Origin of the sequence: Aminobacter sp. MET-1, assembly GCF_026521175.1 — a bacterium.
GTDB lineage: Bacteria > Pseudomonadota > Alphaproteobacteria > Rhizobiales > Rhizobiaceae > Aminobacter.
In genome coordinates this window covers 1-13,402 of record NZ_JAMSHL010000042.1, presented here as the reverse complement: position 1 = coordinate 13,402, position 13,402 = coordinate 1, and the positions used below count along the sequence as shown (strand labels likewise).

At 63.2% G+C, this 13,402-nt stretch carries 14 protein-coding genes and 1 pseudogene; 14 read left to right on the top strand and 1 reads right to left on the bottom strand.

Features of this window, described 5'->3' with window-relative positions; translation table 11 throughout:
• Positions 1 to 412: 412 nt before the first annotated feature.
• From NDO48_RS28660 to NDO48_RS28630, 7 genes are all read left to right on the top strand, one after another.
• Positions 413 to 844: a GlcG/HbpS family heme-binding protein gene (locus NDO48_RS28660; protein WP_018431058.1), complete on the top strand. Its 432-nt coding sequence runs from the start codon at positions 413 to 415 to the stop codon at positions 842 to 844.
• 163 nt (positions 845 to 1,007) lie between these two features.
• Positions 1,008 to 2,096, top strand: coding sequence for an NAD/NADP octopine/nopaline dehydrogenase family protein (locus tag NDO48_RS28655; protein WP_026227822.1), 1,089 nt, complete (start codon positions 1,008 to 1,010; stop codon positions 2,094 to 2,096).
• Positions 2,093 to 2,980 (top strand): dipicolinate synthase subunit DpsA, encoded by an 888-nt coding sequence (locus tag NDO48_RS28650; protein ID WP_018431060.1) that lies wholly within the window; start codon positions 2,093 to 2,095, stop codon positions 2,978 to 2,980. The genes NDO48_RS28655 and NDO48_RS28650 overlap by 4 nt, the downstream gene beginning before the upstream one ends.
• Positions 2,980 to 4,326: a dihydroorotase gene (locus NDO48_RS28645; protein WP_267322863.1), complete on the top strand. Its 1,347-nt coding sequence runs from the start codon at positions 2,980 to 2,982 to the stop codon at positions 4,324 to 4,326. Before NDO48_RS28650 ends, NDO48_RS28645 begins: the two co-directional genes overlap by 1 nt.
• Entirely contained in the window at positions 4,323 to 5,006 is a 684-nt protein-coding gene (locus tag NDO48_RS28640; protein ID WP_018431062.1) for a hypothetical protein, read from the top strand. The genes NDO48_RS28645 and NDO48_RS28640 overlap by 4 nt, the downstream gene beginning before the upstream one ends.
• A 2-nt stretch (positions 5,007 to 5,008) precedes the next feature.
• A complete protein-coding gene (locus NDO48_RS28635) occupies positions 5,009 to 5,206 on the top strand; it encodes a 2-hydroxymuconate tautomerase (RefSeq protein ID WP_018431063.1) in 198 nt (65 codons plus the stop codon).
• A complete protein-coding gene (locus tag NDO48_RS28630) occupies positions 5,206 to 6,195 on the top strand; it encodes an isochorismatase family protein (protein ID WP_018431064.1) in 990 nt (329 codons plus the stop codon). Before NDO48_RS28635 ends, NDO48_RS28630 begins: the two co-directional genes overlap by 1 nt.
• Positions 6,196 to 6,271: 76 nt before the next feature.
• Here the strand turns inward: NDO48_RS28630 and NDO48_RS28625 are convergent, their stop codons facing one another.
• A complete protein-coding gene (locus tag NDO48_RS28625) occupies positions 6,272 to 7,627 on the bottom strand; it encodes a cytosine deaminase (RefSeq protein WP_018431065.1) in 1,356 nt (451 codons plus the stop codon).
• Positions 7,628 to 7,876: 249 nt separating this feature from the next.
• On the opposite strand from NDO48_RS28625, the gene NDO48_RS28620 reads away from it, so the two are divergent.
• The 7 genes and pseudogenes from NDO48_RS28620 to NDO48_RS28590 all read left to right on the top strand — a co-directional run.
• A complete protein-coding gene (locus NDO48_RS28620) occupies positions 7,877 to 8,614 on the top strand; it encodes a GntR family transcriptional regulator (protein ID WP_018431066.1) in 738 nt (245 codons plus the stop codon).
• A gap of 22 nt (positions 8,615 to 8,636) precedes the next feature.
• Entirely contained in the window at positions 8,637 to 9,104 is a 468-nt protein-coding gene (locus tag NDO48_RS28615) for a RidA family protein (protein WP_018431067.1), read from the top strand.
• 2 nt (positions 9,105 to 9,106) lie between these two features.
• Positions 9,107 to 10,105, top strand: coding sequence for a CobW family GTP-binding protein (locus NDO48_RS28610; protein WP_018431068.1), 999 nt, complete (start codon positions 9,107 to 9,109; stop codon positions 10,103 to 10,105).
• A gap of 333 nt (positions 10,106 to 10,438) precedes the next feature.
• Positions 10,439 to 11,431: an ABC transporter substrate-binding protein gene (locus tag NDO48_RS28605; RefSeq protein ID WP_018431069.1), complete on the top strand. Its 993-nt coding sequence runs from the start codon at positions 10,439 to 10,441 to the stop codon at positions 11,429 to 11,431.
• A gap of 64 nt (positions 11,432 to 11,495) precedes the next feature.
• Complete coding sequence (locus NDO48_RS28600) at positions 11,496 to 12,269, top strand: ABC transporter permease (protein ID WP_051092018.1); 774 nt, start codon at positions 11,496 to 11,498, stop codon at positions 12,267 to 12,269.
• A gap of 70 nt (positions 12,270 to 12,339) precedes the next feature.
• Entirely contained in the window at positions 12,340 to 13,140 is an 801-nt protein-coding gene (locus NDO48_RS28595) for an ABC transporter ATP-binding protein (RefSeq protein ID WP_018431071.1), read from the top strand.
• 125 nt (positions 13,141 to 13,265) lie between these two features.
• Positions 13,266 to 13,402 (top strand): annotated as a pseudogene (locus NDO48_RS28590) (NAD(P)(+) transhydrogenase (Re/Si-specific) subunit alpha); the annotation flags it as partial.

The following is a 13,402-nucleotide window of genomic DNA, read 5'->3' as shown; positions in this document are numbered from 1 at the left end:
CTCGTCTTTGAAGGCCGCGCCCAGCCCAATGGCTACACCGAACCGGTGCTCCACAAGCGCAGGCTCGAGCTCAAGGCGAAGATGAGCAAACGCGCCGGCTGACCCAGCGGCGTTGAGAGCTGGCGCTCGACGTTGCCCCTCTCTGCCCTGCCGGGCATCTCCCCCTCAAGGGGGGAGATCAGTCGCGTCACCGGCAGTGCCCATCCTGGCCGGCCGAAAGGTGCAGCACCGGAGCCTCGGCGATTGGCCGCGGCGCCGGTGAAGGCCTGATCTCCCCCAGGGGGAGTTTGGCCGCCAGGCCAGAGGGGCGAACAAGCGCCCCGACGTCAGAATCTGCGGACCCGCGTGATCGCTCGAACCGCTAACCAGTGCCCCTAGACCCACAAGCCTCATCAATCCCTTGGAGAAAAACATGACCGAACTGACGCTCGCTGCCGCAAACACCATCATCGCAGCGGCCCTTGCCAAGGGTGCCGAGGCCAGGATGAAACCGCTGACGGTCGCCGTGCTCGACGCCGGCGGCCATCTCAAGGCGTTCCAGAAGCAGGATGGCGCCTCGATGCTGCGTTATGAGATCGCCTCAGGAAAGGCGTATGGCGCGCTGGCAGTCGGCATGGGCTCGCGCTGGCTCGACCAGACGGCGAAGGAGCGGCCGCACTTCATGGAAGGGCTCAACGCCGTTTCCGGCGGCCGCATCGTGCCGGTTCCCGGCGGCGTGCTCATCCGCGACGCATCAGGCAAGCTCCTCGGCGCCATCGGCATCACCGGCGACACCTCTGATAACGACGAACTCGCGGCCATCGCAGGTATCGAGGCAGCGGGGCTCAGGCATCAGGCTGCTTGAAAGACGGAAGCGCATTCTTACGCTTGACAATTCCCAGTGTGATCATAAAGTGTGATCAAACTGATTGATGGCAATCAATTGGCGCGAGGAACGGGGAGGAGTACCTGTTCCCAGCATGACGTCGTGCGGCCGGCAGGTCGTACCTCGGCCCCCGGAGGAGAAAATGAAAGTTGCAGTATTAGGCGCGGGTGCGGGCGGTGCAGCCTCGGTCGCAGAATTGGTCCAGGCCGGGCACGACGTGCACTTCTGGGCGCGGTCGGCGGAAACGCTGGAGCCGCACATCAGGTTGGGCGGCGTCGCCTATGAAGGTAAGCTCGGCGAGGGCGTCGCAAAGCCGGCGCTGATCACCACCGATCTCAAGGCGGCGATTGCAGGCGTCGATGTCGCTGTCGTCGTGCTGCCGACCTTCTCGCATTCGGCCATCGCTTCGGCGCTGGAGGCTGCCGGCTGGTCGTCGAGCAGGCCGGTTGTGCTCAATCCCGGCCACACCGGCGGCGCGCTGGAATTCGCCGAGACTTTTTCGCGCACAGGTCGTGCGGCACCTCCCGTCGTCGAATTCTCGACGCTGACCTATGTCGCGCGCAAGTACCGCCCGGACGGCGTCACCGTGTCAGGGCGCGCCAAGCAGCTCAAGGCCGCAGCGCTCAAGGGTGGGGCCGAGGTGCTGGAGATCGCCGGCAAGCTCTATCCGGGCCTCACGCCTGTGGCCGACGTGATCGCGTCGGACCTGTCCAACGTGAACATGATCCTGCATCCGCCGGGTGCTGTTCTGGCAGCGGCCTGGGTCGAGGCGACGGGTGGAAACTTCACCTTCTACGTCGACGCAATGACCCCCGGCGTCGCCCGCGTCATGAAGCAGCTCGACGACGAGCGTCTGGCGGTCGCCAGGGCCTTTGGACATGATCTGCCCAATCTGGTCGAGGAGATGAAGCTGCTCGGCACCGTCGAGGCCGACGTGACCGACACCAGCGATTTCCGCGCCGCGATCGCGGGCGGCGAGGCCAACAAGCGCATCAAGGGCCCGGATTCGCTCGAATACCGCTACTACAAGGAAGACTTCGGCCACGGGCTGCTGCCGTTCCTCGAATTCGCCAGGATTGCCGGCGTCGATACGCCTGTGGCGCATTCGCTCTACAGCTTGGCACAGATCGCCGTCGGCACCGATTACCGCAAGGGCGGCCGCACCGCCGAGGCAATGGGCATCGCCGGCATGACCAAGGCCCAGGTGATCGAGAAGGTGAGAGCGAAATGAGCTGGAACAACACCACCATCGCCGTCGTTGCCGGTGACGCCCGCGAACAGGAAATCGCCCGTTGTGCAGTGCGCGCCGGCGCCACCGTCCGTGCCTATGGTTTCCCATGGCCTGACGAGGGCATCGAAGGCGTCTACCACGCCAAGGACGCCGCCGATGCGCTCAAGGGGGCCGACATCGCCCTGTTCCCGATCCCCGGCATCACCGCGGAAGGCGCGCTGTTTGCGCCGAAGTGCCCTGAGAAGATCATCCCGACCCGCGAGATGCTTGATGGTATGAACAAGCCTGCTCATATCATCCTCGGCTGGGCCGACGCCAATCTGAAGGCTCATTGCGAGGCCCTCGGCATTACGCTGCACGAGTATGAATGGGACGTCGATCTGATGCTGCTGCGCGGCCCGGCGATTGTCGAAGGTGTGCTCAAGGTGATCATCGAGAACACCCAGATCACCATCCACAAGTCCAACATCTGCCTGGTCGGGCAGGGCACAATTGGCTCGCTTTTGACCAACACGCTGGTGGCGCTCGGCGCCCATGTCCATGTCGCTGCGCGCAATCCGGTTCAGCGTGCAGCGGCTTACGCCGCAGGCGCGGAATCGCTGACGCTCGAACAGTTGCCCGAATTCCTGCCCAAGATGGACATCGTCATCGGCAGCGTGCCGAAGCGGCTGCTCGATCGTGACCAGCTGAAGCTGTTGCCCAAGCACGCGCTGCTGGTCGATGTCGCGGCGCCGCCCGGCACCATCGATAGGGAGGCGGCTGCCGAGCTGGGGCTGAAGGCGATCTGGGCTCGCGGCATGGGCGCTCGCGCCCCGATCACCGTCGGCCGCAGTCAGTGGAGCGGCATCTCGAGGCGCATCGAAGGCATTTTGGAGCAGAAGTGATGAAGGCGGATCTGGTCATCAAGAACGCGCGCGTGGTTCGCCACGACGGCGAATTCCACGGCGGCGTCGCGGTCAAGGACGGCAAAATCGTGCTGACCGGAGCCGACGAGGTGCTGCCGGACGCAACCCGCACCATCGATGCCGAGGGCAAGGTGCTCATGCCGGGCCTGATCGACCCGCATTGCCATCTCGGCGTGAAGTTCCCCTATCCTGAGGACATGCGCACCGAGACGGCGGCAGCTGCCTCAGGCGGTGTCACCACCGCGCTGCTCTACATCCGCAACCTCAAGGAATCCTATCTGCCGTTCTACGAGGAGCGGAAGGCGCTGGGCGAGGAGAACTCGGTCATCGATTTCGGCTTCCACTTCGGCATCCAGCGCGAGGAACACATCGCCGAAATCCCCGAGATCGTCGCCAAGACCGGGGTGAAGTCGTTCAAGTGCTATTTCGGCTACGAGCCAGACAATCCGATCGGCATCGTGCCGGCGACGGATGGCTGGGTCTATGCGGCGATGCGCATCCTGTCGAAGATTCCCGGCGGCGTGATCAACGTTCACTGCGAGAACACCCAGATCGCCTCGTGGATCAAGAAAGAGATCGCCGCGACCGGTCGCCAGGACCTCGGCGCTTACACCGAATCGCGTCCGGCCTTCTGCGAGGTCGAAACCATCAGGCGCATGATCTTCCTCGCCGAGAAGACCGGCTGCTCGCTGCATCTGGTGCATACGTCTGTCGGCATGGGCCCGGTGCTGGCCGCCGAGGCGCAGGCGCGCGGCGTGCATGTCACCGTCGAGACCTGCCCGCATTACCTGACGCGCACCTGCTATGACGAGGATCTGGACATGCGCGCCAAGATCTCGCCGCCGCTGCGCGATCGCAACGAGCTCGAAGGCCTGTGGGCCGGCATGCTCAACGGTTCGGTCTACAGCCTGGGCACTGACCATGTGCCCTTCCCGCCCAAGAAGCTTGAGGACCTGTGGACGGAATTCCCCGGTGTCGTCAGCTTCCCATGGGAGCTGTCTTTGATGCTGCATTTCGGGGTGCACCAGCGCGGGCTGCCGCTCAGTCGCCTGGTCGAGCTCAACTCGTTCAACCCGGCGCGCCGCTTCGGGCTGTGGCCACGCAAGGGCCATATCGATGTCGGCTTCGATGCCGACCTCGTGCTGGTGGACCTCGACGAGGAACGCACGGTCGCGCACACCGGCAAGGGCACCTGCATCTATGAGGGCTGGAAGCTTAGGGGATGGCCTGTCATGACCATCGCCCGCGGCGACGTGGTCTACGAAAACGGCGTGGTTGCCGAGAGCAACTATGGCCGCGGCCGCTGCGTGACGGTGCCGTCATGACCCAAGGGGTCTCCGACCAGCTCGACCTGGCCGGCCGCATCTCGCTGGCACCGACGCGTCTGCCGGTGCGCGAAGCGGTCGACAGGATCGTCGCTCGCAAGGCGACGATCCGCCAGGAGAGGTTGTCGGGGATCCATAACCCATGGGGCCACTGCATCGGCCTGACCGATCCCTGGAGCTTTCTCGACCTGTGCGAGAGCGATCTTGTGATCGACGCCGCGATAAAGATCATCGGAGCTGACGTTATCCTCTGGGACAGTGAGCTGTTCGCCGAAGTTGGTCACTACGGCGAGTTTGTCGCCCAGGGCCGTGAAGGCCGCTACTGGCCGGTGACGCCGCTGGCGGGCGTCGTGGTGCTGGCGGCTGTCAGTAGGGAGAAGCCGGTAATCAAGGCAGTCCGGCTGGAGGAGATAGATCCCGACGTGCTCGCCGGTTTCGACCCGTCGGAGCCGCTCTACGTCGTCAGGCTGATGCCGGCGACGAGCCGCTTCGAGCGCGATCCGAACCATCCGGCCAACCGTGCCTGCATGGAAGAGCAGGTGCTGGTCAATTATTCGAACCGCCCGTTGTGGCTGCTTTCGGGCGCCGATCGGGCCAACAACGATCTGGTTTCGGGTTTTGCACCCGCCGTGCCCGTCTGGGCCTCCGGTGCCATGCCCAGCGAAAGAGAGGAGAAATAGCAATGCCGTTCGTCGTCGTAGAGATGTGGGAGGGGCGCACTGTCGAGCAGAAGCGCAACCTCGTGAAAGCCATCACCAAGGCCATGGTCGAGGAGGCCGCCTGCAAGCCCGATCACCTGCATGTGGTGATCCATGAGACGCCCAAGGACAGCTGGGGTCGCGGCGGCGTGCTCGGCATCGACATGGTGGAGCACAAGTGATGGCGCTCGACGTTCTCGACTATCGCAAGTCGGCGCTTCTGGTCATCGACCTGCAGAACGCCTTCATCCATGAGAAGGGCACGCTCGGCGTCTCGGGCGTCGACACCAAGCGCCTGTCGGCGATCGTGCCGCCGCTGGCCAAGCTGATCAAGCGCTGCCAGGACACCGGCATCCCTGTCATCTGGACGATGCAGGAGCATTTCGCCGTCGACCAGAACCGCGCCAAAAAGAAGCTGCTCGGCCACACCGCCCGCCGCAAGCAGGTGTCGGCGCTGGCCGGCAGCTGGGACGAGCAGATCATTGACGAGCTGAAGCCGCTGGCCGATTTCGATCCGGCCTTCGTCATCCGCAAGCATCGCTTCGGCGCCTTCTACGAGACGCGTCTCGAAATGATGCTGAAGATGCTCGGCACCCAGCATCTGTTCGTCACCGGTGCGACCACCAATGCCTGTGTCGAAACCTCGATCCGCGAGGCCTATCTGCGCGACCTCGACGTGATCGCGGTCGACGACTGCGTGTCGGGTGTCAACGCCGAGTGGGAAGCCACCGCCAAGCAGGTGTGGAAGCAGTATTTCTGCGAGATCGCCCACTCGTCCGAAGTGCTCGACTGGATCGGCGAACAGGTCAAGCCGCGCGTCACCAACTACGGCCACCAACTGATCATGGTCAACGATATCGAGACGTCGGTGGCCTTCTACACCAACCAGCTCGGCTTCACGATCCGTCCGGCCAAGCCGCTGGCCGACGGGCGTCCGTTCACCGCCTTCCATCAGGGCATCGCGCTGATCCACGGCAAGGCCTCTGATCATCGCCAGCTCGATCACATCGCCTTCGAGGTCAACGACGTGCGCGCCATGGATGCCAGGTTGAAGAAGGCAGGCGTGAAGTACTACACCGACCTGCATGATGGGCCTTATGGCCTGACGATCTATATCGCCGACCCCGACGGCACCAAGGTCGAACTCTATCAGGTCGGCGCCACGGCCTGACCCGTTCGCGGATATTCATGCAAAAAAGCCGCCGGTTTTCGGCGGCTTTTTTCTTGGTGCCTGACGTCGCCTCGGCTCAATCGAGCGCCAGGCCCTCCAACTGGTCGAGTTCGGCATAGGCGGGCAGGGAGGTCGAAAGCGGTGCGCCGTCGCGGATGACGATGCGGTTGCTCTCCGCGCGCGACAGCACCTCCGACCAGCTGCGGCCTTCGCAGAGGATGAAGTCGGCCGGCTGACCCTCGGCGATGCAGCCCTTGCCCATCATGCCCATGATCTCAGACGGAGTTGTAGTCACGGCACCGATCCAATTACCGGTTGGGTGGTCGAGATGCAGTACACGCGTGCCCAGCCGGAATGTTTCGAGCATGTCGAGATCACCATAGGAGTGGAAGGGGTCGCGGGTGTTGTCGGAGGCCAGCGCTACCGGGATGCCGCGATGCTTCATCTCGTGCAGCAAAGTCACGCCGCGCCATCTGGGGGTTGTGCCGTTACGGCGATCCTGGAGATAGAGATTGCATGTTGGCAGCGACACGACGGCGACGCCTGCTGCCGCGACCGTGTCGAGCGTGGCATCGACGACTGCTTTCTCTTGCATCGCCAGCGAACAGCAGTGACCCACCAGCACCTTGCCGCCGAAGGAGGAGCGTAGCTTGGCCTCGGCGATGCGCAGCAATGCGTCGGCTGCGGGGTCCGCAGTTTCGTCGGCGTGGAAGTCCAGGTTGAGACCATGGCGGGCGGCGGCGGCAAACATGCGGTCAAGCAATTGGTCGATGTCGGGGGCGGGATAGGCAACCGCCCCCAGTGTGCCACCCGCAGCAGCCATTCGCCGCGCCACGCCATCGAGAAAGATGTCGTCGCGGGCCATGTCGATGGGGAACAGGCATGAGGCCTGCAGGTCGATGCGACCGCGCCAATGCTGCCGGAGTTCCATGAACATCGGCCAGGAAATGGCGTCTTGCGGCGGTTGCGAGTCGATGTGGGTGCGTATAGCCGAGGTGCCGTAGTGGAAGGCCGAGCGCAGGGCGAAATCCATGCGCATGAAGACGTCTCCGGCAGACCAGTTGGCGGTCCGATCGGCGCGGGTCGCGGCCAAGGCTCCTTCGAAGGTCCCGTTCGCTGCGGGCGTGCGCGCCAGGATATGGCCCTTGTCGAGATGGGTGTGGCAGTCGACGAAGGTGGGCAGGGCGACGCGGCCGCCTACGTCGATGATGCCTTCGCTTGTTTCGGTGGAGCTGCTGCGCGCCGCAGTTGTTGCCAATATCCTGCCGTGCTCTACAGTCAGGTCAGCAAGAAAGAACCCTGGGGCGTCCATGGCACCTGTTCTTGTCACTGCACTGTTGAGGCGCACGTTGCGCAATATGTACCGGCCCGTCTTGGCGCCGCCGGCGATCCTTTCGCGCAAGGCGGCCTGGTCGACGACGGGTGCAGTCATTGGCGAAACTCCGGAAGGGCTGTGGTGACGGCTGCACGCTTTGCGCGACGCTGGCTATCCTGGCGAAACGGCGTGGCAGTTAAAGGTTGCCGTTTTCGTTAAGTTCATTTATTGATCACAATATGAGATCACAGATCGCGGCCTGTCAACTTCATGCCCCCGGCCGGTGCGACTGCAAGAGATCAGCGGGAAAGGCTGTTCCTGTCGGATCGCAAAACTCGAATAAAAGAGACGGAGGCTAAAGACAGGATGCGGATCGAAAAGCCGGAAATCGAGCCCAACGGCGAGGGCGCAAAGCCCGCGCGTGGGCATGTGCACGAACACGTGCTGCGCTACATGCGACGTGGATTGATGGTCGGCGCGTTCCTGCCCGGCCAGGTGATGAGCCTGCGCAAGCTGGCCGCTGGTCTCGGCACCAGCCCGATGCCGGTGCGCGAGGTGCTCAGCCGCCTGGTTGCCGCCAATGCACTCGAGGAAACCAAGGGTGGCTCGGTGCGGGTGCCGAGACTCAATCCGGAGAAACTGAGCGATCTCTTCGCCGTGCGCGAAATGCTCGAGGGCATGGCGACCGAACTTGCAGTCAAGAAGGCAGGGCCGGAGCTGATCAGCGAACTTTCGGCGATCAACAAGCAGCTGCTGACGGCAATCGAGAAGCGCGACATCCTGAACTGCCTGTCGTTCAATCAGAAATTCCACTTTACGCTCTATGAGGCGGCCGCCTCGGAAGTGCTGATGCCGCTTATCGAGTCGCTGTGGCTGCAATTCGGCCCGACGATGTACATGTCGTTGTTGATCCCTTCGATGCCCTGGAATGCCTCCGATCACGAGGACATCCTGGCAGCGCTCAAGGAAGGCAACGCGGCGGCGGCCAAGAAGGGCATCGTCCACGACATCCGTACCACCTGCAAGGCGCTGCTCAGCGTCGCCGGTCCACAAGGGTTGGAGCTGCCCTTCGCCCACGGTCCTGAGCTGCAATTCGATTACTGATTTTCTCTGGGAGGAGCTCGCGATGGCGGGAAAGATCGAAGACAAGCTGGCGAGCCTGGGAATCTTGCTGCCGGCAACGACGGCGCCGCTGGCCAATTACGTTCCGGCACGCCGCCACGGCGGCCAGGTCTACATTTCCGGCCAGGTGCCTGCTGAAGGCGGCAAGGACAAGTTCACTGGCAAGCTTGGCTCCGACTACTCGGTCGAGGAAGGCCAGGCCGCGGCGCGCCTGTGCGCCGTCAACATCCTCGCCCAGCTCAAGCAGGCGCTTGACGGCGATCTCGATCGCGTCGTCGGCGTCATCCGCCTTGGCGGCTTCGTCAATGCCGAGCCCGACTTCAGGGATCATCCCAAGGTCATCAACGGTGCCTCCGACCTGATGGTCGAAGTGTTCGGCGACGCCGGGCGCCATGCCCGTGCCGCCGTCGGCTGCTACTCGCTGCCACGCAACGTGCCGGTCGAAATCGACGCGATCTTCGAGGTCAACTGATCATGTTGCCTACCGCTCCCGTGTCGGATGACAGGATTCCGGTCCATGTGCTGACCGGCTTCCTCGGCAGCGGCAAGACAACCTTTCTCAGGCATCTGCTCGGCGAGCCCGATCTCGCCGACACCGCGGTGGTCATCAACGAGTTCGGCGAAGTCGGGCTCGACCACCTGCTCGTCCGCGAAGTCTCCGAAGACGCGGTGCTGTTGTCGTCGGGCTGCCTGTGCTGCGCCGTGCGCGATGACCTTGTCTCGACGCTTGCCGATATGCTCGAGATGGTCCGCCGCGGCGAGGTGGCGCCGTTTCGCCGTGTCGTGGTGGAGACCAGCGGGCTTGCCGATCCCGCACCGATCATGCAGGCCGTCATGAGCGACCTCAAGCTCAGGCGCGGCTATCGTGCCGGCATCATCGTTGCGACCGTCGACGGTGTCGGCGGCGCCGGGTCGATCGTCCAGTTTGCCGAAGCCGTGCAGCAGGTGGCATTGGCCGACTGTGTCGTCGTCACTAAGTCGGACCTTGTCGAGCCTTGGCGGCTCGATGCGCTCCAGCTCGACATCGCCAAGGTCAATCCGTCGGTCAGGCGCCTTGTGTCGAGTAAGGCAAGCAAGCCGCGTTCAGCCGAAGTCTTCGACCACCCCGACGAGTGGCAGCCGCGTCATATCGAACTCGCCGATGTCCCGATGGCAGGCAAGCACAGCGCCGGCGTCGAGACCTTCACCGTCACCGTCGACAAGCCGGTCGATTGGCCTGCCTTCGTCGACTGGCTCGAATTGCTGCTGGCCGGCCGTGGCCAGTCGATCCTCCGGGTCAAGGGGCTGCTCTCGGTCAAGGGCGATCCTCGACCTGTCGTTATCCATGGCGTGCAACACGTCGTGTATCCGCCCGAGTATCTGCCGCGGTGGCCCGAGGGGTCCGAAGGTGGCTGGCTGGTGTTTATCGCCCGCGATCTGAGCCTGCAGGCCATCGAGAACTCGCTGCCCAGCACTTTTGCAGCGGCTCACTAAGCTACATCTCTTGTCATCAAATTTTTGCGACCGGCTGCGACCTCGCTGTCGATCTTCGCTTCCACGCAGGTTGCGGCGACGCGACGCGTGGTGAATCCACGAGCGATTTCCGATGCTTGGACAAAGCGTCGCAAAGGACGTCGTGAGTGGTGCGACGATCCGAAAATCCTGGTCGCCGCATCCCGATTCATTGCTTGACAATCACCAAATGTGATCACACTATGAGATCAAGAATTGAGGTTGAGGGTAGGAGCCTCGGGTTCGGTTCTTGGGGAGAGAGGCAGGCCTTCGGGCCAATTGGGCGCTGGAGGGCGTCCGTTAGGGAGGAGTGATATGTTGTACGCCACAGGTGTCATTCGCGGTGCCGCGCTTGCCGCGACAGCCGCCTTCGCCACGCTCATGGCCAGCCAGAGCGCCATGGCCGAAGACGTGAACGTCCGTTTCAGCTGGAAGCTCAAGGGTGAGTACGGCTTCTTCTATCTGGGTGAGCAGAAGGGCATCTACAAGGATGCCGGCGTGACCTTGAAGCTCGGCGAAGGTGCCGGCTCGCAGGCCGCACTCGGCTCGCTCATCCAGGGCCAGGAAGATGCTGTCATCCTGCCCGGCATCTTTGCCATTTCGGCAATCCAGAAGGGCATGCCGGTCAAGATCATCGCGCTTTATCAGCCGGAGTCGCCGATTGCGCTGATCTCGCATCCCGACAAGGCGGTGAACACGCCCAAGGATCTCGAGGGCAAGACCATTGCCCATGCCGTCGGTGAGACCGGCACCTCCTATCTCGGCGCCTTCTGCGAGATCAACAAGATCGACTGCAGCAAGGTCTCCAAGGTCCAGATGGACTCGCAGTCGCGCGTGCCGCAGTTCCTGCAGAAGCAGGTCGACGTCGTCAGCGTCTACAAGACCAATGACCTGCCGGTGCTCGAGGACAAGACAGGCCAGAAATTCCCGACGCTCGACCTGACCGAATTCGGTCTGGCCGTGCCCGGCATGGCGGTTGTCGCCAGCGATGACGGCATCGCCAAGAAAGGTCCGGCGCTCAGGAGCTTCCTGGCAGCCAATGCCAAGGCGATCGAGTTGACCCGTGCCGATCCGGCTGCCGCCACTGCGGCGCTCAAGGCCGTCTGGCAGGCGGGTCCTTCCGATAAGGTCGTGCAGGAGCAGATCGAGGCAACCTCGGCATCGATCCATTCGCCTACCGGTACGCCCACCGGCTACATCGACGAGAAGGCGATCGCCGACGCGCTCAAGCTGATCGGCAGTGTCGAGGAAATCGGCGATGCCAAGCCGATCTCGGCTTTCTATACCAATGAACTTCTGACGCAGTGAGGCTACGGTGGCGAGTACGGATGTAATCGGCGCCGATCGCGCGCAGGCAAAACAAGGCAAGAAGATGAGCAGGAAAAAGTCGCGAGGACCCTGGCTTGAGCGTTATTCGGCGCTCATCCTCGCAACCATATTGCTTGGCGCCTGGCAGGTGCTGGTTCCGTTGTCGGGCCTTTCGGAATTTGTCCTGCCGACGCCGCTGGCCATTGCCAAGCGCATCGTCAATGAGCTTCCGCTGCTCGCCACCCATGCCTACGTCACCTTGTTCGAGGTCGTCGCCGGCTTTGCCATGGGCGTGTTGATCGGCATTCCCCTGGCGCTGTCTATCTTCTATTCGCGTGCCTTCGAGCGCGCCATCTATCCGATCCTGGTGGCACTGCAGACCGTGCCCAAGGTGGCGCTGGCGCCGCTGCTGGTGCTCTACCTCGGCTATGGCTGGGCGCCAAAGATCACGCTGGCCTTCCTGATCTCGTTCTTCCCGATCGTCATCTCGACAGTCGTCGGCCTGCAATCGCTGGACAAGAACCTGGTCAATCTCGTCCGCTCGATGGGCGCCAGCGAATGGCAGACCTTCTTCAAGGTTCGCCTGCCGGCGGCATTGCCGAACATTTTCGGTGGCTTCAAGGTTGCGGTGTCGCTTGCCGTCATCGGTGCGGTCATCGGTGAATATGTCGCCGCCGAACGCGGCCTCGGCTACCTGCAGCTCCAGGCCAACTCGCTGTTCGACACGACGCTCAACTTTGCCACCGTGGTCACCATCTCCGGTCTCGGCGTGATGCTGTACTTCATCATCGACACCATCGAATCCCGCGTCACCTACAAGCGCGACGCCGCCAAGTAGCCACGCCACAAGCAATCAGCCGGTCGCCGGTGCGGCCGAGCAACGACAACAGGTTCAGTGAGGCAATCCCATGAGTGCCACTACCCAGACGGGCGCGGCGGTCGACATTTCGCGGCTTTCCAAGATCTACAAGACGCGCGAGGACGACGACGTCCTCGCTCTCGACAAGATCGATCTCAAGATCGAGCCCGGCAGCTTCGTTGCCGTTGTCGGGCCCAGCGGCTGCGGCAAGAGCACGCTGCTGTCGTTGCTCGCCGGCCTGACCGGCGCCTCGACCGGAACGATTTCGATCGACGGCGACGGCGTCAGCAAACCGCATCCCAAGACCGGCGTGGTCTTCCAGTCGGATCTTCTGCTCTACTGGCGCACGGTGCTCGACAACATCCTGCTGCCCATCGAGATCAAGAAGCAGGATGTGGCGAAGTTCCGGCCCCGCGCCGAGGAGCTGCTGGCCCAGGTCGGTCTCGCCGGCTTCGGCAACAAATATCCCTCGGAGTTGTCGGGCGGCATGCGCCAGCGCGTCGCGATCTGCCGGGCGCTCATCCAGGAACCGGGGCTGCTTCTGATGGACGAACCGTTCGGCGCGCTCGATGCCCTGACCCGCGAGCAGATGATCATGGACCTGCAGGCGATGTGGCTGCGCCTGCGCAACACGGTGCTGTTCATCACCCACGGCATCGACGAGGCCGTGTTCCTGGCCGACCGGGTGCTGGTGATGTCGCCGCGCCCGGGCCGCGTCGACCTCGACCTCAAGATCGATCTGCCGCGTCCGCGCCAGTGGAGCAGGACGCACGAAGACAAGGAATACCACGCCTACGTTCGCCAGATCCGGGCGATCTTCGAGGCCAAGGGTATTCTCGTCGCCCATTAGAGGCGACGCCTCAAGATCGCCTTGGTCGGAGCGACCGCAGGGCAAAATCTGCAACAGCGGCAAACGGAATTTGAGCGCCGCCGGGACGTGTCCCGGCGGACGAGTTTTTGCGCGGAGAGGGACAGATGTCCGGAACCATTTTCATACCAAGAGAGATTGATCCGATTGAGGGTCGTGTTGGCGGTTCGCCGGAGACGGTGAAACGCCTGGCGGCACTTGGCTTCGATGTGATTGTCGAGGCTGGGGCAGGGACCTTGTCGCG

Bases quoted from the DNA above. Each gene is read 5' to 3' on its own strand.
- NDO48_RS28660 (WP_018431058.1), top strand. From the start codon at position 413: ATGACCGAACTGACGCTCGCTGCCGCAAACACCATCATCGCAGCGGCC.
- NDO48_RS28655 (WP_026227822.1), top strand. From the start codon at position 1,008: ATGAAAGTTGCAGTATTAGGCGCGGGTGCGGGCGGTGCAGCCTCGGTC.
- NDO48_RS28650 (WP_018431060.1), top strand. From the start codon at position 2,093: ATGAGCTGGAACAACACCACCATCGCCGTCGTTGCCGGTGACGCCCGC.
- NDO48_RS28645 (WP_267322863.1), top strand. From the start codon at position 2,980: ATGAAGGCGGATCTGGTCATCAAGAACGCGCGCGTGGTTCGCCACGAC.
- NDO48_RS28640 (WP_018431062.1), top strand. From the start codon at position 4,323: ATGACCCAAGGGGTCTCCGACCAGCTCGACCTGGCCGGCCGCATCTCG.
- NDO48_RS28635 (WP_018431063.1), top strand. From the start codon at position 5,009: ATGCCGTTCGTCGTCGTAGAGATGTGGGAGGGGCGCACTGTCGAGCAG.
- NDO48_RS28630 (WP_018431064.1), top strand. From the start codon at position 5,206: ATGGCGCTCGACGTTCTCGACTATCGCAAGTCGGCGCTTCTGGTCATC.
- NDO48_RS28625 (WP_018431065.1), bottom strand. From the start codon at position 7,627: ATGACTGCACCCGTCGTCGACCAGGCCGCCTTGCGCGAAAGGATCGCC.
- NDO48_RS28620 (WP_018431066.1), top strand. From the start codon at position 7,877: ATGCGGATCGAAAAGCCGGAAATCGAGCCCAACGGCGAGGGCGCAAAG.
- NDO48_RS28615 (WP_018431067.1), top strand. From the start codon at position 8,637: ATGGCGGGAAAGATCGAAGACAAGCTGGCGAGCCTGGGAATCTTGCTG.
- NDO48_RS28610 (WP_018431068.1), top strand. From the start codon at position 9,107: ATGTTGCCTACCGCTCCCGTGTCGGATGACAGGATTCCGGTCCATGTG.
- NDO48_RS28605 (WP_018431069.1), top strand. From the start codon at position 10,439: ATGTTGTACGCCACAGGTGTCATTCGCGGTGCCGCGCTTGCCGCGACA.
- NDO48_RS28600 (WP_051092018.1), top strand. From the start codon at position 11,496: ATGAGCAGGAAAAAGTCGCGAGGACCCTGGCTTGAGCGTTATTCGGCG.
- NDO48_RS28595 (WP_018431071.1), top strand. From the start codon at position 12,340: ATGAGTGCCACTACCCAGACGGGCGCGGCGGTCGACATTTCGCGGCTT.